The sequence below is a fragment of the Flavonifractor sp. An91 genome, from assembly GCF_002159225.1.
Taxonomy (GTDB): Bacteria; Bacillota; Clostridia; order Oscillospirales; family Oscillospiraceae; genus Flavonifractor; species Flavonifractor avicola.
The window spans coordinates 121162-141010 of record NZ_NFHA01000002.1; the positions used below are offsets into that span (position 1 = coordinate 121162).

The 19849-nt window shown below is 59.1% G+C and carries 15 protein-coding genes, 2 tRNA genes, 1 pseudogene and 1 riboswitch; of the genes and pseudogenes, 2 read left to right on the top strand and 16 right to left on the bottom strand.

Translation table 11 applies throughout. The features are described 5' to 3' along the window. Positions 1-74 precede the first annotated feature (74 nt). The 10 genes and pseudogenes from B5G42_RS02320 to B5G42_RS02365 form a co-directional block, all read right to left on the bottom strand. Positions 75-2144 carry a dynamin family protein gene (locus tag B5G42_RS02320; protein WP_087187361.1) on the bottom strand — a complete coding sequence of 690 codons (2070 nt, stop codon included), beginning with the start codon at positions 2142-2144 and terminating at the stop codon, positions 75-77. A 72-nt stretch (positions 2145-2216) separates the two neighbouring features. Beyond that, positions 2217-3974, bottom strand: coding sequence for a dynamin family protein (locus B5G42_RS02325; RefSeq protein ID WP_087266273.1), 1758 nt, complete (start codon positions 3972-3974; stop codon positions 2217-2219). Next, a complete protein-coding gene (locus B5G42_RS02330; RefSeq protein WP_162611028.1) occupies positions 3949-5712 on the bottom strand; it encodes a dynamin family protein in 1764 nt (587 codons plus the stop codon). Before B5G42_RS02330 ends, B5G42_RS02325 begins: the two co-directional genes overlap by 26 nt. Positions 5713-5753: 41 nt before the next feature. Beyond that, positions 5754-6284: a hypothetical protein gene (locus B5G42_RS02335; protein WP_087266277.1), complete on the bottom strand. Its 531-nt coding sequence runs from the start codon at positions 6282-6284 to the stop codon at positions 5754-5756. Positions 6285-6322: 38 nt separating this feature from the next. After that, positions 6323-7600: a hypothetical protein gene (locus B5G42_RS02340; protein WP_162611029.1), complete on the bottom strand. Its 1278-nt coding sequence runs from the start codon at positions 7598-7600 to the stop codon at positions 6323-6325. 324 nt (positions 7601-7924) lie between these two features. After that, entirely contained in the window at positions 7925-9415 is a 1491-nt protein-coding gene (gene galT, locus B5G42_RS02345) for a UDP-glucose--hexose-1-phosphate uridylyltransferase (protein ID WP_087266281.1), read from the bottom strand. Positions 9416-9417: 2 nt separating this feature from the next. Next, positions 9418-10410 carry a UDP-glucose 4-epimerase GalE gene (galE, locus tag B5G42_RS02350; protein WP_087266283.1) on the bottom strand — a complete coding sequence of 331 codons (993 nt, stop codon included), beginning with the start codon at positions 10408-10410 and terminating at the stop codon, positions 9418-9420. Between the two features lie 40 nt (positions 10411-10450). After that, positions 10451-11737, bottom strand: coding sequence for a galactokinase (locus B5G42_RS18815; RefSeq protein WP_087266285.1), 1287 nt, complete (start codon positions 11735-11737; stop codon positions 10451-10453). A 189-nt stretch (positions 11738-11926) separates the two neighbouring features. Next, positions 11927-13582 carry an ABC transporter permease subunit gene (locus B5G42_RS02360; protein ID WP_087266287.1) on the bottom strand — a complete coding sequence of 552 codons (1656 nt, stop codon included), beginning with the start codon at positions 13580-13582 and terminating at the stop codon, positions 11927-11929. Positions 13583-13713: 131 nt separating this feature from the next. Further along, positions 13714-14169: pseudogene (locus B5G42_RS02365) on the bottom strand (ATP-binding cassette domain-containing protein); the annotation flags it as partial. A 14-nt stretch (positions 14170-14183) separates the two neighbouring features. On the opposite strand from B5G42_RS02365, the gene B5G42_RS02370 reads away from it, so the two are divergent. After that, positions 14184-14387, top strand: a complete 204-nt coding sequence (locus B5G42_RS02370; protein ID WP_087266289.1) for an FCD domain-containing protein — start codon at positions 14184-14186, stop codon at positions 14385-14387. 71 nt (positions 14388-14458) lie between these two features. On the opposite strand, the gene B5G42_RS02375 is transcribed toward B5G42_RS02370, so the two are convergent. From B5G42_RS02375 to B5G42_RS02395, 5 genes are all read right to left on the bottom strand, one after another. Further along, positions 14459-15109, bottom strand: coding sequence for a YesL family protein (locus B5G42_RS02375; protein ID WP_242961104.1), 651 nt, complete (start codon positions 15107-15109; stop codon positions 14459-14461). A 74-nt stretch (positions 15110-15183) separates the two neighbouring features. After that, complete coding sequence (locus B5G42_RS02380) at positions 15184-16317, bottom strand: DUF4317 domain-containing protein (RefSeq protein WP_087266291.1); 1134 nt, start codon at positions 16315-16317, stop codon at positions 15184-15186. Positions 16318-16558: 241 nt separating this feature from the next. Then, positions 16559-16646 (bottom strand) — tRNA-Leu (locus B5G42_RS02385). A gap of 3 nt (positions 16647-16649) precedes the next feature. Continuing rightward, positions 16650-16735 (bottom strand) — tRNA-Leu (locus B5G42_RS02390). An 86-nt stretch (positions 16736-16821) separates the two neighbouring features. Next, positions 16822-17355, bottom strand: coding sequence for a DUF4364 family protein (locus B5G42_RS02395; RefSeq protein ID WP_087187386.1), 534 nt, complete (start codon positions 17353-17355; stop codon positions 16822-16824). A 190-nt stretch (positions 17356-17545) separates the two neighbouring features. Between B5G42_RS02395 and B5G42_RS02400 the strand changes: the two genes are divergently transcribed. Continuing rightward, positions 17546-18640: a DUF3048 domain-containing protein gene (locus B5G42_RS02400; RefSeq protein ID WP_087266293.1), complete on the top strand. Its 1095-nt coding sequence runs from the start codon at positions 17546-17548 to the stop codon at positions 18638-18640. Between the two features lie 41 nt (positions 18641-18681). Here the strand turns inward: B5G42_RS02400 and gluQRS are convergent, their stop codons facing one another. Then, positions 18682-19626, bottom strand: a complete 945-nt coding sequence (gluQRS, locus tag B5G42_RS02405) for a tRNA glutamyl-Q(34) synthetase GluQRS (RefSeq protein WP_087266295.1) — start codon at positions 19624-19626, stop codon at positions 18682-18684. An 86-nt stretch (positions 19627-19712) separates the two neighbouring features. Beyond that, positions 19713-19829: riboswitch (molybdenum cofactor riboswitch) on the top strand. Positions 19830-19849 lie beyond the last annotated feature (20 nt).

The window sequence follows — 19849 nt, forward strand, 5'->3', positions numbered from 1 at the left end:
CGCTTGCTCCGACGTCTTTTTATGCCGATAACAAACGGAAGGCACACCCAACGGTGTGCCTTCCGTTTTCTGCTTCATCGGGACAAAATACCTACCAACTGCTGTTCCAGTTCCTCTGCCCGGACACAGATCTGGTTGATGCTCTCCAGCATCTCATCCAGCTGTTCCTTCTCCTTGGAGCCGGATACCTGCTGCTGGGCCAGCTCCACCTTGATCTGGGTCAGCTGGTTCTGGGTATCCTCCAGAATATTTTCAGTCTCCTTGCGGATCTTCTCCTTCAGAGCACCAAACGCCTCGTCCACCTGCCGGCGCACCGTCTCGGCGAAGTTGTTCTCACCCTTCATCCGCTGGATTTCTTCCAGCACCTGCGCCTTGAAGGATGCCTTGTAGGTCTCGATCTTCTCTCGGGAGAAGGTCTTGTCCACCACCCACTTACTGCTGAAAAGGCTGAGGGTTCCTACCACCAGGGAGCCAACAATCACTACCGGCCAGGTGATCGGAATGGCCAGCGCAGGCATCAGCAGGCCGAACACACCGATGTTGCCCAGGGCCATGCCGCCCACACCAGTGGCGCCGCCCAGCAGCGCCCCCTTCCAACCGGCCTCCTTGAAGCCTACATACACACCGCCGATGCCGAAACCCACCAGCGAGTTGGCCACCACACCGATCACCGAGTCGCCTCCCGACGCGCTGGTACGTTGGGGCATAAACATTCCATGGATGCGCTCGGTAGCCTGGAAGAAGTAATTCTCAAAGCCAGCCAGGCGCTGGGCCTCCCCCTCCAGTGCCACATTGATGGCGTTCTGGATGCGCTCGCTTACCGTCTGGCTTACCTTGGCCACCGCGTTTTTCACCTGGTTGGTCAGCGCCTGGGCCGTGGCAGCGGCATTTTCCTTCTTCAGGTCGGAGTTGCTGATGGGATAGGCGTCAATGGCATCGGATACCGCCTGCTCCACTGTATCCCAGTAACTGTCGATCATGGGCAGCAGGCCCGCAAAGGCCTTGTCGGCATTCTCATTGACGGTATCAAATTCCCGGCTGCGCTCCTTTCGGACCGACTCAATCTCCCCCAGCGCAGCTGTATATTTCTTTTCAAACTCGCTGGCCATCATGTCCATGCTGCTCATCCGCAGCTGTATGGCCTTCACCAGCTCCATGGAGGCGGTTTTGATCCGGCTCACCGGCACGCTGAGGGTAATCGCTCCCCGCTCCTCCGACAAGAACTTCTCCAGTGCCGCTTCAAACGTGGGGAAGCAGCTGTCCTCCAGCATCTGCACATCGCCCTTGACCTTGGCCTTCAGCGCCTTTTTGGCGGACAGGCCATACAGATTGATGTTGCCCAGCTTACGCTGATAGGTCTGATACTCCCGGGAATCCACGCCATAGACGCTTTCCGCCTTTTTCAGCACGTGCTCCTGGATGCGGCGCTTGATGTTCTCCAGGACCCGGTCCACATCTTCCTCGTCCAGCAGATCGATGCCGGTGACCACAAACAGCACCCGTCCCAGATCACTGGTGATGATCTTGCTCTCCAGGAAGTCCCGCTCCGACTCGGAGAAGGGTGCCTGAGCCATGATAACCATCAGGGCGGCATCAATGGTTGGCAGTACCGACATGGTCACCTCGGTCATAGCCGCGTCGTCGTTGAGGCCGGGGGTATCGATGATGGTAACGCCATTTTTGCAGTAGTTGATAGGATAATAAACCACTGCCTCCTTGATGGTCTTAGCCCGCTCCTCACTCTCCCGGGTCAGCTTGGTGACGTAGTTGTCCAGCTCCTCAATGCCGATCTGCTCCTTGCGTCCGTCCTTATATTCCACGGTGACGAAGGGCGTCACATTGTAGGTGATCTTATTGAGGGTGGCGGTAGTAGGCAGCACGTCCACCGGCAGGATGTTTTTGCCCAGCAGGGCATTGATGACGGTGCTCTTGCCCCGCTTGAACTCACCCACAATGGCCACGTTGAAGTTGTCATTGGCCATCCGCTTGAGGATCTCGTCAATGCCATTGATGTTGCCGTTCAGATCCAGCTTCTCACTGTACTCCCGCAGTTTCTTCAGATCGGTAGTAATGCTGGTCATGGTCTGCTTATAGTTGATAAATCCGCTGAATGAAGTCTCCTGGCTGTTCTTCTCCTCTGCCATAGGTGTTCCCGCCTTTCTCTCTGTCAATGGCGCCGGAAAAGAGGGTCTCCTTTTCCGGTCGTTCTCTGTATCTTATCCAACTCTGGGACCGTCTTCCCACTCCCGCAGCAAAGCCTGGGTATTACTCCAGGCCTGATTGACCGTCTGGCGCAGATTGTCCAGATTCTGCTCGTAGGCCCTGCGCTGACCGTCCAGCTGGCGATACTGCTCCTGCTGCCTCTGGGCCAGGCGTTCCCGCAGTGGTTCATTGCGCTCCGGCAGCTGAGCGCAACAGCTGCCCTTCACCGCCTCGGCGGTGTCTACAATTCGCTGAGCCATGGCTTGCACCGAGCGCTGCAAATAGGGGCGGAAATAGCGGATGAAGTTGCAGTGAGCCAGATCCGGCACGTTGGGATAAGGGCCGTCCACCCAAACAAAGCTCTGGGCAGTCCATGTATCCTCTGCTTCCTGCAACAGATAGCCGTACTCCTTCATCAGCGGCTCATCCACACCGGCCTGGTTGCCCACCACGCTGATCTGCTCCAGCACCTGGGCAAGCCGGCTGAGCAGCATGGGTTTTAATTGTTGCTGCCAGCAGCCATCCATCTGTTCCGGGATCTGCAAGATCACCGGATTGATCGCCTGGAATACCACCATATGTTCCGCAACCCTGACCCCGCTCAGCGCCCGGATCACAGCGGCTGTCGCCTTCTCTTCCTCCTGACGCAGGGGCTCCAGCACCAGCTCCATGACGTCCGGCTGCTGCCGGAAAAGTTCCTCCAGCTGTTGGGAAAAATCCCCAAAAAAGCGTTGGGTACGCCGCTGCATCTCCCGAAGTCTATCCTCTTCCCGCCGGAAAAAGCCCTCCCGCTCCCGCTGGGCCTCCTCCAGATGGGTCACTACCCACTCCATACCGGCAGCCGCCTTCCAGACGGCACACTCCATCTGGCGGCCTGCCAGGGTCTTTTTCAGGTCGTTGAGAAAGCCCTCAAAATGACTCTGAGCCAGCAGCTTTTTCTGATTGCTTACAAAGGACTTCAGGGCCAGGGAGGCCGAGACACCGCTGAGCCGAACCTGGTCCAGAACCCGGTGAGCCTTCCGCAGCACCTCTTCTGAGGCCCGGCGTTCCTCCAGCGCCCCAAAAACCTCCTGCCGGATGCGGCGGCTCACCGCCTCCACGTAGTCCTCGTACACATAGTCGTCCTCGTCCAGCTGGTCCAGAAAGGTCATGACGAAGATAATGTCATCGATGTTTTTGCTCTCCAGCATCTGACACACAAAGTCCCGCTCGGTGCTGCTGAAGGGTACCCGGGCGTGGATGGGCATAATGACCGCATCCACCTGGGGCAGGGTCTCCAGGGTAATGCGGGTCATTTCCCGCTCGTCGTTCAGGCCCGGAGTGTCAATGATCTCAATATGGTTCTGACAGATAACGCTGGGATAGTACAGCACCGTCTCCTGCACAGTCTCGGAGACTGCCCGGCCCTCTTCCGTCAGCTTGGTCACATAGTCCGCCAGCCGGTCCACCGGGATCTCCTGCTCCCGACCGTCCCGGAAGCGCACCACAGCCCGCTCCTCCACTCCGTAGGTAATACGGTTTACGGTGGCAGTAGTGGGGGTAGCGTCCGCCGGCAGCACCGGCAGGCCCAACATGGCGTTGATGAGGGTACTCTTTCCCCGCTTGAACTCACCCATCACCGCCACGCGGTAGCGCTTGGTGCGGATCAGCTCTTTGCACTCCTCCAACCGCTCCGTCAGGGCCGGGTCCAGCTCCATGACCTCCAGCATCTTCTGCAGCTGGACCAAATCCTCATATAATTGAAACTCAACCGCCTTGACAGAGTGCTCCATCGTCCGTACCTCCACCTTGATGTCTGGTCAGCCGTGCGATGAGGTTCTCTGTCTCCAGCAGCAGCTTGTCCAGGCTGCCGCCCCGCTCGTCCGCCATGGATTCCGCCGGTTTTCTGGTCTGTGTATCCAACCAGAGTTCCTTCCGCTGCATGATCTCGCCGCACATCCGGCGGTAGGCCTGATTGATGTTTTGCTCAGCGGCGGAAATTGCCCGTTTGGTAAACTGCTCCACCTGTCCCTTGACCGCTTCCAGCACCTTGCCCCTCTGCACGTCCACACTGGAGCGGAATACCTTCTCACCCAGCACCGTGCTGCCCGCACCCAGGCACAGATTGGTAACAATGGCAGCGGGACCGCCTGTACCGGCCAGCAGTACATACCCGGCGGCGGTAGCCAGGGTTCGTCCTACCTGAAAGTTGACCTTTTTCTTCTGGATGTCCTCCAGTCCGGCGATCTGTTCGCCGCTGCTGATATCGATCAGATCCTTGTCCATGATGCCGATGCGGCCCACCGACAGGGTCTGCCGGTAGTTGCGGGCCATAGTCTCGTTGATTCCCCGAAGATCATCGCTGAAGGTCCTGGCAAACTCCTGCTCCATGGCGGTGGAAAACCCGGTCATCTCCATTTTCATCCGGTAGGGGTAGTCCTCCTCCCACCACCGTTTGGGTTCGCTGACATGAGAGAGCTCATACTGGAATTTCTCCAGCAGCAGCTGCTCCTTCTCAGCGGCAAAGCCGCGGATGCTGCTGATACACGCCGGGGCCCGGTCCTTCAGTTCGGAAATCATCATATCCCACAGCTGTCCCGCCTGCTCTGCGGCTTGTCTGGCTGCCTGCTGCTGGTCCTGAGCCTTTTGGGTTCGTTGATTCCTGGCCTGCTCCGCCCGGCAGCGCAGATCGTCGGCCGCTATGGTCAACAGCCCGGCAAGCCGGTCCCGGGCCGCCTGCTCCCGCAGCTGGCTGTGCTCCGGGGCATCTGCCCAGTCCATCAGCCGTCTGATGATCTGCTCTCGGCCGCCGGGGACTCCCTCTTCCCCGCTCCAGCCATGGGCCACGTACACCTCCACCACCGGACTGATCTCCCGGACCTTGTCCCGGATATGGGCCACTACCCTGGCCCGGGACTCCTCCTCGATCTGGTCCAGCTTGGTGATGACCACCATGATGCGGGGCACTTCCCGGGCCAGCAGCCGGCTCTGGATCCATTTGCGCTCCGTGCCGCTGACCGGCGTACGGGCCGAAACGGCAATGATCACGCCGTCCGCGCCGGTGAGGGCCTCCTCCGCCAGGATGGTCCGCCGCTCCACAAGATCCCCGGTGCCCGGAGTGTCCACCAGCTCCAGCCGGTGCTGACCCAGCCAGGGAATGTCCACGCCCACATAGAGGGTGCCCTGCGGGTCCGCTCTGCCCTCTCCGGCCAGAAACTGCTGCCATGCCTGCTCCTTTAGGGGGTAGCCCGTCTTTTTTCCGTCAGGGCCTACATGGACCAGCATCTCTTTGTTATGGTAGGTCACTGTGGTACGCAGGGCAGTCGTGGGCAGGGTCCTGACCGGCAAAATCGGCCGGTCCAGCAACTCGTTGATGAGACGGCTTTTGCCCCGGGAGAACTCCCCCACCACCACTACGCTGAATTTACGGGCATTCACCCAGCGATGGAGCCCCTCCGCCTGCTTGGCCAGCTTAGCATAGCGCCCTGCCGCCAAAATACTGCAGGCCTGGGTATATTCCTCTTTCCACACGTCCGCCCACCCTCTTCTCCATGATAATCTCTTCCGTGCCTTCAGATGGGACAGAAGAAGCGATAAAATCTCTGATCGATCCGCAGATACTGGGGATACTGGTCCGGCTCCATCAGCCGGCAGAACAGTTCCCCCATCTCCTCCCGGGCAGCAAAGGGCTTACCCTGAAGAATAGCCCGTACCATCTCATCGTAATAGTCATACAAGCGGGCACACAAAGCCTGGTATTCCTTTCGCCCTATCCCCGCAAGGGCCTCATGGGGAAAAGATCCCACAGGCTTTGACCAGTCCAGGTCCTGCCAGCCCTGCTGATGGGGATAAACGGTATAATCCAACAGCATATCCGGGTTGCCCAGGGGCACTGTGGCCGAACAGTACAGGGGATAAAGGATGGTCTTATCCCCCGCCCGTCCCCGGGCATAATAGGGGATGGTCACACACAGGGTCTTGCCCAGCCGCCGGATGGCAGGCCAGCCGGACACCAGTTCCTGGGGAATGCTTTTTCGCCGGAATTCGCCCCGGTTAAAGCTGCGGATCAGCTGATAAACGGATGGTATCTGCATCTCTTGCATCGCACTTTGCTCCTTTCACCAATGACACGTCTGTTCCCTCAGGCGTAAGCCTCCACCATATAGCAGCCGCTGTCCTCCCAGGCGTCCATAAACTCGTCCAGAGGGACCTGAGCGCCGCCGCCGTTGGAGGCGCCGGGGTCATTGAGGATCACCATAGGCTCATCCGGGTCGGTATAGTCGATGCCAATGACCTGTACCGCGTGATCGGCCTGCATACCGGGGCCGAAGTTGTCGTCATTGACCCCTTCCCACAGCTCGCTGCTGTCCACCGCTACGATGACCTGACCGCCGTCCTGGAGACATTGAGCGATATCATCGATGGAATTGCCCTGGCTGCGCTCCACGTCCAGTCCCATATGTTCCAGAATGTTGCCCACGTCGTCCATGGGGGTACCCGCCTGGGGCATATACCAGCCGTTGGCCTCGGCCAGATCCCGCAGGTCCGACTCCTCAAATTCCTGCCCGGTAAGCTCCTCCAGCACAAACTCCTGGGAGGCCACCGCACAGCTGCTTCCAGTCTCCTGCCAGTGCCAGTTCTCCATGGCACTTTCCGGATCACCGATTACCTTGTCAGGGTCGGCCTCATCGGGGTCAAAGGGTTCAAAGTTGGGGACTGCGCCATAGCCGGGGTCTGGCTGAGGCTCCACTTCCGCCTGAGGTTCCGGTTCGTAGAATGGTTCCGCCTCGTCGTCAAAGATCTGACCGTCCTGATCATCGGGACGATTTTGGTCGTCCGCCTGAGGTTCACGGTCGTCGGGCGCAAGCTCCACGCCGTGGAACACACCGTCGCCATCCAGGTCCTCTGTCATCTGGAATGCATCGAAGCGGCCGTCTCCATCTGTGTCCATGGCCGTATGGGCCATATCAAAGACACCGTCTCCGTCCAGATCCACAAACTGGTCCAGGCGTTCAAACACACCGTCCCCATCCAGATCCATACCCATCTGCTGATAATCAGCCAGACCGTCTCCATCCAGGTCCACAGCAACGGTATCCACATTCAGATCGGCAACTCCGTCCAGATCACCGTCCACACCCACACTTACCCGCTGGGCATCGATGATGCCGTCTCCATCCAGATCAAAAGCCTGGTTGACCAGCTGGGTCTCCAGAATGCCATCCCCGTCCAAATCTAACCCCTGCTGCTGGACCACCATATCGGGGATACCGTCCCCGTCCAGGTCCACCAGTACCGGGTCACTGTTTTGCTCCTGCCCTCCTGCCTGGGACATTAGCCCATCGTCCGGCTCCTTCGGCAGGTCATCCAGGTCAAACAGGTCCATGAAGTTGTCCAACATATCCGCAAACATGATCATGCTCCTCTCTGCACTCATCTCTGGATTTATACCGCTGATTGCGTCTTGGGAAAGGGCTGTTTCGGCCTGGGCAGGCCGGTCCGCCCACCATTTCTTTCCTCGTTTCACTGTCTTCCCTCCGTGTGCCGCCACCGGCCCACAGTTCCGACCAGTTCCGACTGGATTCTGCAATTTTATCTCTTCCAGTATACCCAATTTATTCCTCTCTGACAATAGAAAGATGGACGCACCTTACAGAATATCCAAATTTCACAGAGCCGCATATGCAAAATCCCCCGGCGCTAATCGCGCCGGGGGATTTCAGCCGTATGAAGTTGAACTGTCTTACACCTGGCTCAGGAAACGGAGGAAGGCCTCCTTGCCCTCCGGAGTACGGGCGTAGACACCGGCGTGTTCCAGCACTTTGGCAAACACCAGGCCGGTCTCATGGTAGACCACATCCAGGGCATTGTCAGGAGTAACCTGGGAGGCAAAGCCCTCTGCCCAGTCAGCATGGGCTGCAGTCAGCGGATCGGAGCGCAGGTCGCCGCCCTGTGCCAGCTTGTCCGCCACCGCCGCCAGTTCGGTCTTGAGCCGAGCGGGCAGTACCGCCAGGCCCATGACCTCGATGAGGCCGATGTTCTCCTTCTTGATGTGGTGGAGCTCGGCATGGGGGTGATAGACGCCCAGGGGATGCTCCTCGGTGGTGATGTTGTTGCGCAGCACCAGGTCCAGCTCGTAGTCGCTCCCCCGCCGCCGGGCGATGGGGGTAATGGTGTTGTGAGGCTCACCGTCGGTCTCGGCGTAGATGAAAGCGCTCTCATCGGTATAGCCCCGCCAGCTGGTCAGGATGCGGTCGGCCAGGTCGATGAGCCGCTGGGGATCGGCACAGGTAAGGCGCACCACCGACATGGGCCACTTGACAATGCCGGCCTGCACATCCTCATAGCCCGGGAAGGTGAAGGGGGTCTCCACCGGTGCTTTCTCCATGGCGAAGGTATAGCGGCCGCCCTGGAAATGGTCGTGGGCCAGGATGGAGCCGCCTACAATGGGCAGGTCGGCGTTGGACCCCACGAAGTAGTGGGGGAACTGACCCACGAAGTCCAGTAGCTTGCCGAAGCAGGCCTTGTCGATCTTCATGGGGGTATGGACACTGTTCAGGCAGATACAGTGCTCATTGTAATACACATAGGGAGAATACTGCAAAAACCAGGGAGAACCGTTAATGGTAATGGGCACAATGCGGTGGTTCTGGCGGGCGGGATGGTTTACCCGTCCGGCATAGCCCTCATTCTCGGCACACAGCTGGCACCGGGGATAGGCGGAAGCAGGCAGGTTGCGGGCCGCCGCAATGGCCTTGGGGTCCTTCTCCGGCTTGGACAGATTGATGGTGATGTCCAGCTCGCCATACTCGGTCTGGGCCTTCCACTGCACGTCCTTGGCAATGCGGTCCCGGCGGATATAGTTGGTGTCCTGGCTGAATTTATAGTACCAATCGGTAGCCGCCTTGGGGTCCTGACGGAACAGGTCGTTGAAGGTGTCAATGACCTGGGCGGGACGAGGCGTAAGGGCACCCATAAGCCGGGTGTCAAACAGGTCCCGGTAAGTTACGGTGTCCTCGGGCAGCATTCCCCGGGCACAGGCGTCGTCGGTGAGGGCGCCCAGAATGACGGGCAACTCCTCCTCCCCTACCTGTCCCACTTCCGGCAGGGCGCAGCTGTCCACCCGCAGGATGTCCAGCAGGGTGTTTACTGCCCAGATCCGCTCCTCAGGCCGGACAAGACCCTTCTCCACGGCGTAAGACACCAGCTTGGCAATAGCCTGGTCACGCTCCATGCTCAGCCCTCCTCAAAGCCGTTGGGATGGCTCTTATGCCAGGCCCAGGCAGAGGCCACGATGGTGTTCAGGTCGTTGTACTGAGGCTTCCAGCCCAGCACCTTGATGGCCTTCTCCGAAGAGGCGATGAGCTGAGCGGGATCGCCCGCCCGGCGGGGAGCCATCTTGGCGGGGATGGGGTGTCCGGTAACTGCCCGGGCCACGTCCACTACTTCCTTTACGGTAAAGCCCACGCCGTTGCCCAGGTTGAACACGTTGTTCTCCCCGCCCTTGAGCAGGTAATCCAGAGCCAGAATATGGGCCTGAGCCAGGTCGGTGACATGGATATAATCCCGGATGCAGGTGCCGTCCTTGGTGGGATAGTCGTCGCCAAAGACGCTGACCGCCTCTCGCTGTCCCAGGGGCACCTGGAGAATGATGGGGATCAGATGGGTCTCAGGATTATGGGCCTCGCCGATCTGGCCGGAGATATGGGCACCGCAGGCGTTGAAGTAGCGCAGAGCCACATACCTCAGGCCATGGGCCTTGGACACCCAGCTCATCATGTGCTCCATGGACAGCTTGGTCTCGCCGTAGCAGTTGGTGGGCACAGTACGGTCGTCCTCCAGGATGGGCACCCGCTCCGGCTCACCGTAGGTGGCGGCGGTGGAAGAGAATACGATCTTGTCCACGCCGTGGGCCACCATGGACTGGAGGAGCACCATGGTGCCGTGGAGGTTGTTGTCATAGTACTTCAGAGGATCGGACATGGACTCTCCCACCTGGGAGGAGGCGGCAAAGTGGATGACGCCCTCGATGTCCTCAGCCTGGAACAGGGTATCCAGAGCCCCCCGATCCCGGATGTCCAGCTGATAGAATTTTGCCTTGGGATGGACTGCGGCTTTGAAGCCAGTCTGCAGGTTGTCGGCCACCACCACGTCCCGGCCGGCGTCAATCAGTTCATATACCGTATGGGAGCCGATGTATCCGGCTCCGCCCAATACCAAAATCGCCATTGTTCAGACGCGCTCCTTTCACTTCACTGTATGCACTTGTTCAGGGCCAGAGAACGGTGCCGCCCACAGGGCGGATGGACAGCACATGACAGCTGCCCTCCCCCAGGCAGGCCTCCACCTGCTTGCGGAAACTCTCCAGCAGATCCGGCGGCACAAAGGCCTGGATGGTACCGGCAAAGCCTCCGCCGTGAACCCGGCAAGCGCCCCGGCCGGACAGAGCCCGCTCCGCCACGGTGAGCGCCACCGCCATGGCCTGCTCCTTCACCGCGCCGATGGGAGTAATATTCTGGAGCAGATCCCAGGAGGAACGGCCCGACTGTTTCACCACTTCCAGGAAGGTATCCATATCTCCCTGCTCCAGGGCGTCGGCCTCCAGCTTCACCCGCTTGTCGTCGGCAAAGAAGTGGAGGGCACGGAGCACCGCCCGGTCCCCTACCGCCTTCCGCAGCTGGGGCAGGGCCTGGATCACCTGATCCTCCTCCACTTCCCGCAGCACCTGCTTACCGAAGTAGGCCGCCACAGCCCCCATCTCCTGAGGCACCGCAGCGTACTCAGCCGTCAGGTCGGCGTGGCTGGCCCCCGAGTCAATGATACACAGGGCATAGCCCAGGCCGGCCAGATCCACCGCCACCGTCCGCACCACAGGGGCGGCAGGGTCGGCAAAATCGATGGCCACCGCGCCGCCCACGGAGGAAGCTGTCTGGTCCATTAGGCCGCTGGGCTTACCGAAGTAAATGTTCTCTGCCTTCTGGCCCATCTGGGCGATGGTCACCGGGTCCAGTTCGTCCCGGCAGAACAGATGATTCTCGATGACACCCAGCAGCACCTCGCAGGCCGCCGAGGAGGACAGGCCGGAGCCGGGCAGCACCTCAGAGGTGGCATATACATCAAAGCCGGATACAGGATAGCCCCGCTGGGCAGCCTGCGCCGCCATACCCCGGACCAGAGAAGCAGTGGACTCTTTCTCCTCCTCCTTGGGCTCCAGGGTGTCCAGGTTCACCTCCACCAGGGGCCAGCCCTCAGACTGGAACCGGATGGTGTTGGTGCCGTTGGGGGCGGCGCAGGCCAAAAAGTCCAGGTCCACCGCGCCGGCCAGCACCCGGCCGTGCTGATGATCGGTATGGTTGCCGCAGATCTCGGTGCGGCCCGGGGCGGAGCACAGGGTCACAGGTGTGTTCTCCCCCGCCCCAAAGGTCTTTTGAAACCCATCCAGCAGATCCGCTACCCGTTTCCTGCCGGCGGTAAGGTCGTGACACAGCAGGCCCTTCAGCGGGCCATCCAGCTCCCCTGCGTTCAGTGCGTTACGCACAGCGCCCAGTTCTTGCATGGTTCTTCTCTCCTTTTGCGTTCCGGACAGAGCGGGCAGGCCCCACTCCTCGGACTGTTTTTTTCATCATAGCACATTCCGCCCTCAAATCCAATCCCTGACAGAGCGGTGTACAAAGAAAAACCGCTGCAAAGCAGAGCGGTCCCCCGCGTCTGCCTTGCAGCGGCTTCGCGCTTTTGCTTGATGGAATTACTTCTTCTGCACGTACTTCAGGCAGTCCAGCATAACAGCCACGAGGATGATGATGCCGGAGAACACAAACTGCAGGTTAGTGTCGATGCCCAGAGTGGTCAGAGAGTAGGTCAGGGCGGTGAAGATGAACACGCCCACCACACAGCCGGAGATCTTACCGATGCCGCCGGTGAAGGAGATGCCGCCCACCACGCAGGCCGCGATGGCGTCCATTTCCCAGCCCTGGCCATAAGCGGCGGAGCCGGAACCGGTCATGCGCAGGCACTCCAGCCAGGAACCGAAGCCGTAGAGCACACCGGCCAGGACGAAGGCGCCCACAGTGACCTTGAACACGGAGATACCGGAAACCGCGGCGGCCTCAGGGTTGCCGCCCACGGCGTACAGGTTCTTACCAAAGGTGGTCTTGTTCCAGATGAACCACACCACGGCTACCGCCGCAACAGCCCACAGGATGATGGTGGGGAAGCTGCCGATCCGGGGGATGATCATCTTGGGAATGCTGGAATCAATGGCGCCGAAAGAAACGCCCTTGGTGGAATAAGTCACCAGGCCGAAGATGACCAGCATATTGGCCATGGTGGAAATGAACGGGTGCATTTTGAATTTTGCGGTAAAGAAACCGGCGATGGTGGTGAAGATGGTGCACAGCACGATGCAGACCACCAGAGCCAGGAACACCCGGACGATCACGGGGATGCCGGAGAAGTCAAAGAGGTAACCGAACACGCCGCCGGTATTGGGGCCGGAGTGCATTACGATGGTGGCTGCCGTCATGCCCATACCAACCATACGGCCGATGGACAGGTCGGTACCAGCCAGCAGGATGAGTCCCGCCACGCCCAGAGCCAGGAACATTCTGGGAGAGGCCTGAGACAGAATGTTGAGCACGTTGTTTACCGTCAGCAGCTGGACATTCTTGATGATCGGGGTGGCAATACAAAGGGCAATGAAAATAATGATAATGGCGATGTACAGGCCGTTTCTCAGCAGGAAGTCACGGCGGTTGAAGGTGTACTTGTAGTTCTCCCACTTCTGAGACATGGTCTCACCGAAGGTGAACTTGCTCATCCGCAGCATATCGATCAGGTGGAACTTGTGATCGAAGGCGGCATGGCGGCGGTCCTTGACCTCCTGCAGGTCCTTGGTCCGCTTCATCTTGGCGTCAAACAGGCGGTTCTTGTGGACGTATTTCTCGTCCTTGATCTCGTGGGGATCGCTCAGCTTGGAGAGGGTCGCCTGATGCTCCTTGTTGAGCTGATCCACCGCTGCGGCGTAATTGGTCAGGGCCTGCTGCTTCTCTTCTTTGCAGCTGGCGGTGACCGCCTGATAATAGTCGGTGTCAAAGTGTGCTTTCAGATAGGCCTCGGCATCGCCAATCAGCTTGGAAACCTGCTCCTTGTTCTTGGCCTCCACCTCTTTGGCCTTTGCCAGCTCTGCCTGATACTCCTTCAGCTTGGCAGCCTTCTCCTGGGCCGTATAGATCTTATCCCGCTTCAGGCTGTCAATGCTATTCTGAATGTCGATAACCTTGTCTGTGCCGTCCGCCCGCAGGGCGTCGATCTGTGCCTGGATCTTACCGACATACTCGTCAATAGGCTGACGCAGTTTTTCCTCCTGCTCAGCCGTCAGAATTTTCGAATTATTTGCTACCATAAGCAATTTCTCCCACTATAATGTCGCTCAGATCATCCGCTGTACGGGTGATCTGCGGGGCCTTACCATATCATGGCGTTCAGCCTTTGTTGCAATACACACAAAGCACGTATGCTTTGTCCCCTCCACCATTACAGGTACTTTGCACTCAAGCGCAAAAGCTCCTCCTGATTGGTCTCCTTGGTGTTGACGATACCGGACAGGTGTCCGTTGGACATCACGCCGATCCGGTTGGTGATGCCCAGAATCTCGGGCATTTCGGAAGAGACCACGATGATGGTCTTTCCCTGCTTGGCCATTTGAATGATCAGCTCATAGATCTCATACTTGGCGCCCACGTCGATGCCGCGGGTAGGCTCGTCCATCATAAATACCTGGGGCTCCCGCTCCAGCCACTTGCCGAAGATGACCTTCTGCTGGTTACCGCCGGACAGGCTGGTAATCATGTCGTCCGGTCCCATGCACTTGGTGTGCATGACCTTGATCTCCTTGTTGGTGGCCTTCACCATCTTGGGCGTGGACAGAGCCACACCGGACTTGTACTGCTGCAGGTTGGCAATGGTGGTGTTAAAGGTAACGTCACACTTATGCCTCCCAGCTGATGCGCAGTCTGGTGGACTATCTGAACCTGATCCGCATCACCGCATGGCGCCCCCTGCGCTATCAGGTGAGCAATCAGGAGCATATCGCCATTCTGGACGCCATTCTTCAGCAGCAGCAGGAAACTGCCTGCCAGCTGCTCACCGAGCACATCCAGCTCTCCTATCAGGAGGCCATCAATACCATGATGCACTCCTCCCTCTGACGCAAAAAAGCCGCGCCGGCTTCCCTCGTGGAAGCCGGCGCGGCTTTTTCATTGATAATTGATATATTCATTTACATTTCATCTTCGTCGTCCTCTTCATCGTCCACGTCCGGCTGCTGCTTCTTGATATAGGGCCGGAAAATCCGCTCCAGCAGAAAGGCGTGCAGACAAGTCACGATAGTGGGCAGCAACATAACCAGAATGGGCACATTAGAGCATACGATGAGGGCGACAAAAGCGATCACCGCCATCAGCACGGTGCTGGGCAAGTGTGCGATGGCCAGCTTGCCGCAGGTCACCAACAAGCCGTTGACCTGAAAGGTAAACCGGGAGAGCACCGGAAAGAGGTAGCAGATAAAACCGATGGGCAGTAGCAGAAAGACCCGGTAGGCAAAAAACAGCGTATAGCCCACATCGTCCGTCAGAGCCATCTGATAGAGCACCTCGTGGAGGATGACCAGCACCGCCATCAGCGGGACTACCACCAGGCTGGTCAGTGCACCCACCTTGAAATTTTGCTTGAAGGTACGGAAAAACAGGACCCAGCTGTTACGCTCATCGCCCAGGATACAGCGTACCACCGTGTTGTAGAGCGCGGTGGTGGCTGGCCCCAGCGTCACCAGGGGAATGGAACACACCAGCCAAAACACACTCAAAATCACCAGATCGGCTATCTTTTCCGTCAGGCGGTAGATGCCGTGCTCCGGGTTAAAGATTCCCATGGCAATGCCTCCCTGCAAAAGTCGATACCTGATTCTACTCTATTTTTCAAAGAGATGCAATTCCCAGCTTGTGGTCAGCCGTCGATGTGGATGGGCACCCCGTTGACCTCCACTTCCCCTTCCGCCGGAATGAGGATGTACTTTTTCCCGTTGATGGAGCGAGTCTCCACCAGGGCGCTGTACTCCGGGGACACCTTGATGGTTACGTCGGGCATGGAGACCTGGACCTGCTTGGCATCCACCAGGTTCCGGGGACTGAGCCGGGTCTCCGCGCCAAAGCTGTCGTCGTAGCGGCTGTCAAAGGCGTTTACATGACTCTCGGACACGCCGCAGGACAGCAGCACACACTTCACCGCCCCCTTGGACACCATCAGAGGCTCCTCTTCCTTATTCTCCTTGTGCTCCTCTACCAGCTCCCGCAGCTGGTCATGGACCGCCTGGACCACATCGTAGCTGCACTCCTCCCCCAAAGTCTCCCCCAGAATGGACTGGAAGGTCTCCTTCTGGGCCTGGGCGGGCATGGGGATGGGAGAGGCAAAGACCGCCTGAGCAAAGTCCTGGTGGTTCTCCCCCACGTCCCTGTTATAATACAGCGCGTCGTAGAGATTGGTTGTGCGCTCGTCAAAGGCGGGGAACAGAAAGCCCACCTCCGGCGGGGACACCAGCCAGTCAGCCTGGCGGTTATAGAAGCGGCTCTCCCGGGCCTGGAAACTGAGGGCGGGCTTGGTCTGCTTCACCGGGCAGATGCTGCACAGGATGTAGGAATAGACCTCCTCGGAGGCGTCTTTCTGGGTCTCGCCGTCCTTGGCCCGGTAGGGTACGTCGTACCGGTCATGAGCCAGCAGGATCAGATAGCTGCCTTCCAGATCCAGGCTGTCGATGGCCTTCTGGAAAAAGGCCTGGACAGCCTCCTCGTCCCCCAGGCCGGAATCCCGCAGGACCATGAGCAGCTTGTGCTTCTCCCCCTCCGCCACCTGCTTGGTGGCAAAGCTGATGTCGATCAGATTGCGGTCGATGCCGCCGGAGAGGGTGCGGCGCAGAATGGCCAGCAGCTTTTCACTCTCCTCCTCACTCATCAGCGCCAGGGACTGGTTAAACTGAGAGACGATCTCCTTCTTTTCGTTGACGTAGCAGCCCCGCACATGGGTGATGGCACTCTTGTCCGCCTTGAACCGGCGGCGCAGCTCCCCTACTTCCTTTTCATTCATGGTCCTGGTCCTCCATTTCCGGGATAATGGCGGCCCATCTTGCATCGGGCCGTATCAATGTCTTTCATTTCTTGCAGTATTTAAAACCGGCCCTTTGGGCCGTCGGCGCTTTTGCGCCGTACGAGCGTTTTGGGCTGTCAGCCCAAAAACTCGGCGCAGGGGCAATTCACTTGCCCCGAGCATTTTGATTTCTTGAGGTATCCAAAAAAGAAGGACATCCTTTACGGATGTCCTTCTTTTTTGGTGCGCGAGGCGGGACTTGAACCCGCACGTGCGTAATGCACACTAGAACCTGAATCTAGCGAGTCTGCCAATTCCACCACTCGCGCATATGGTGCGGATGACGGGACTCGAACCCGTACGGCCGTGGGCCACTAGCACCTCAAGCTAGCCAGTCTACCAGTTCCAGCACATCCGCAAAACACAGCCCCGTCAAAAGACTGCTCGGTTATTATAGCGCCCCGACCAGGCTTTGTCAACACTTATTTTTTCTTTCCCGGGAAATTATCGATTTTTCTCCCACTCCAGCAGAGCGGTGATCACATCATTATACACCCGCTCCGGCTCCTCCTTAAAGCCCTTGGCCATCCGCTGGGCCTGCTCCCGGGTACCGCAGAACAGCTCCAGCGTGAACAGATTTCCCTTGTCATCGTCCAACTCCATCTTCACCGTGCTGCCCCCCTCCGGCCGGTCCTCCACATGGGCGCGCACCTGGGCGTTGCGCCGGAGGATGCCGTTGATCCGGGCCAGATTGACACCGCACTTCTGCTTGACGGTGTAGGGCAGGCTGCTCTCACAGGCGGCGCCGTTGGAACGTCCCTTGTCGGTGATGGCGTACAGGTCGTTCTCCAGGGTCAGGTGCCCGGTTTCCACCAATTCAGAGACCGCCTCGGCAAACTCGAAGTAGTCCACCCCGTCATCGCACATGGTCAGGTCGGTAAGGGCGTGGAAGTCGATGGGAGACGCCACCCGCGCCATGATGTAGAGGATCAGGAACTTGATATCCAGTTTGTCGTGGATAAAACCGTGACGTGCCATGGAGTTCTCCTTTCCGAAGCGCTTGCCGCTTACTAATCATTATACCCAAGCACGAGTAAAATCACAAGTGCAATTTCCCGGCTCCGGCCACCTTGACGGGAACCTGTCCCACAGAGTATGATAAAGGTACCACACTGCGGAGCCCCGGCCCCCACGGCGGGCGCCCGGCAAGAAAACGGAGGATACCGTCATGGGAAAAAAACTGCTGTCCCTGCTGCTTACGCTGCCCCTGCTGCTCTCCGCCTGCGGTGGGTCTCCGGAACCGGAGGACTCCCCCGCGCCGCCCACTTCCTCCGCCCCCGTGGTGGAAAGTGTTACGCCCACACCCACCGAGACCCCTTATGACGGTCCCCTCAACCCACTCACCGGCCTGCCCATGGGCGAAGAGTGGGTCAACCGCCGGCCGGTGGCCATCATGCTCAACAACCTGAAGCAGGCCCTCCCCCAGCTGGGCCAGTCTCAGGCTGATATCATCTATGAGATTCCCGCCGAGGGCGGCATCACCCGAATGGTTGGCGTCTATCAGTCCCTGGACGGAGTGGGCACCATCGGCTCTATCCGCTCCGCCCGTCCCTACTATCTGGAGGTTGCCCTGGGCCACGACGCCGTGTTCCTCCATGCCGGCGGCAGCGAGGACGCCTACAGCAAAATCAAGACCTGGGGCGTCACCGCCCTGGACGCGGTACGGGGCCCCTATCTGGGCAGCACCGAAAACAGCAATCTGATGTGGCGTGACCCGGTGCGCAAGCAAAGCTACAGCCTGGAGCACACGGTGGTCACAACCGGCCAATCCATCATGGACCGGCTGCCCACCTACAACATCCGTCTGGACCATAAGGACGGCTACGTCTATGAGATGAACTTCGCTGAAGATGGTACTCCCGCCGACGGCGTGGACGCCACCCAGATCACCGTTCCCGTCTCCAGCTACAAGACCGGCCGCTTTGTCTACAATGAGAACACCGGTAAGTACGGCGTAGAGGAGTACGGCGCGGCCTACATAGACGGCAACACCCAGCAGCAGGTAGAGGTCACCAACGTAGTCATCATCAAGACCGCCTGCCGCAACACCGGCGACTATCTGGGCCACATCACCGTGGACCTGTCCAGCGGCGGCAAGGGCTATTTTGCCTGCGGCGGCAAAATCACCGAGCTGACCTGGAGCAAGCAGGCCCCCAGCGGCCAGTTCTATTATGAGGATGCCGACGGCAACCCCATTACCTTCGGTGTGGGCAATACCTATGTGTGCGTGGTCCCCACCGACTGCAACGTGAGTTTCTCCTAAAGATAGAAAGGACGCCGCGGCAATGTGCCGCGGCGTCCTTTTTACAGTTGGTCGGGATGGACCACAATATCCTCCGCCGGGACTTTCGCCCAGTCAAAGTCCTTGGCCAGCTCCGCCGGACGCACCGGCTCCGGCTTGTCCAGCTGCCCGGCCCAGAAGGCCAGTAAGCCGGTCAGCCCCTCCGGTGTGAACCGCTGCCGCAGAGCCCCCATATCCAGATCCCGCTCCCGCTTGGACAGCCGTCTGCCGTCAGGGGCCAGCAGCAGAGGCACGTGGCAGAACTCCGGCGGGGTCAGTCCCAACAGCTCGTAGAGATAAATCTGCCGGGGGGTGGAATCCAGCAGATCCCGCCCCCGCACCACCTGATTGATCTCCATGGCCCCGTCGTCGTATACCACCGCCAGCTGGTAGGCATACACCCCGTCAGACCGGCGCACAATGAAGTCTCCGCAGTCTTTGAGCAGGTTTTCGGTATAGGCTCCTTGCAGTTTATCTGTAAAGCTAATATTCCTGTCAGACACCATCAAACGCCAGGCGGGACAACGTTTTTCACCCAATTCCGCCCGCTCTTTCTCTGTCAAGCGTCTACACTTGCCACCATAGATCACCTGTCCGTCGCTCCTGTGGGGCGCTGAGGCAGCCAGCCGCTCCGCCCGAGTGCAGAAGCAGGGGTAGATCAGCCCTCTTTTCTCCAGATCTCGGAAGGCGTCCGCATACAATTCTGTACGGTCACTTTGGGTATAGGGTCCATGAGGTCCTCCGGTCTGATAACCCTCGTCCCAGTCCAGACCCAGCCAGCGCAGATCGTCAGCCAGCTGATCGGCGTATTCCGCCCGGCACCGGTCCGGGTCCAGGTCCTCCATCCGCAGCACCATAGTCCCCCCGGCGGAGCGCACCGATAACCAGGCCAGCAGCCCGGAAAACAGATTGCCCAGGTGCATCCGCCCGCTGGGACTGGGGGCAAACCGTCCCCGCAGCTCTCTCATGCTCCTCTCCCCTTTCTTTCTGTAGTGTACCACACCCGTGCCACCTTGGCCATTGCAATCTAACAAAAAATGTGGTATGCTGATGAAAATTGAGTGTGCTCCGAGCGGAACCGCCTAAGGGCCTGGCCTATGGCGTACCGCCAGGGTCGTTCTGGAAACGGCACGGCCTTCCGTCTTTGAAAAGGAGTCTCTTTCACAGGGGGGTATTGTACCCTTCTGTCCA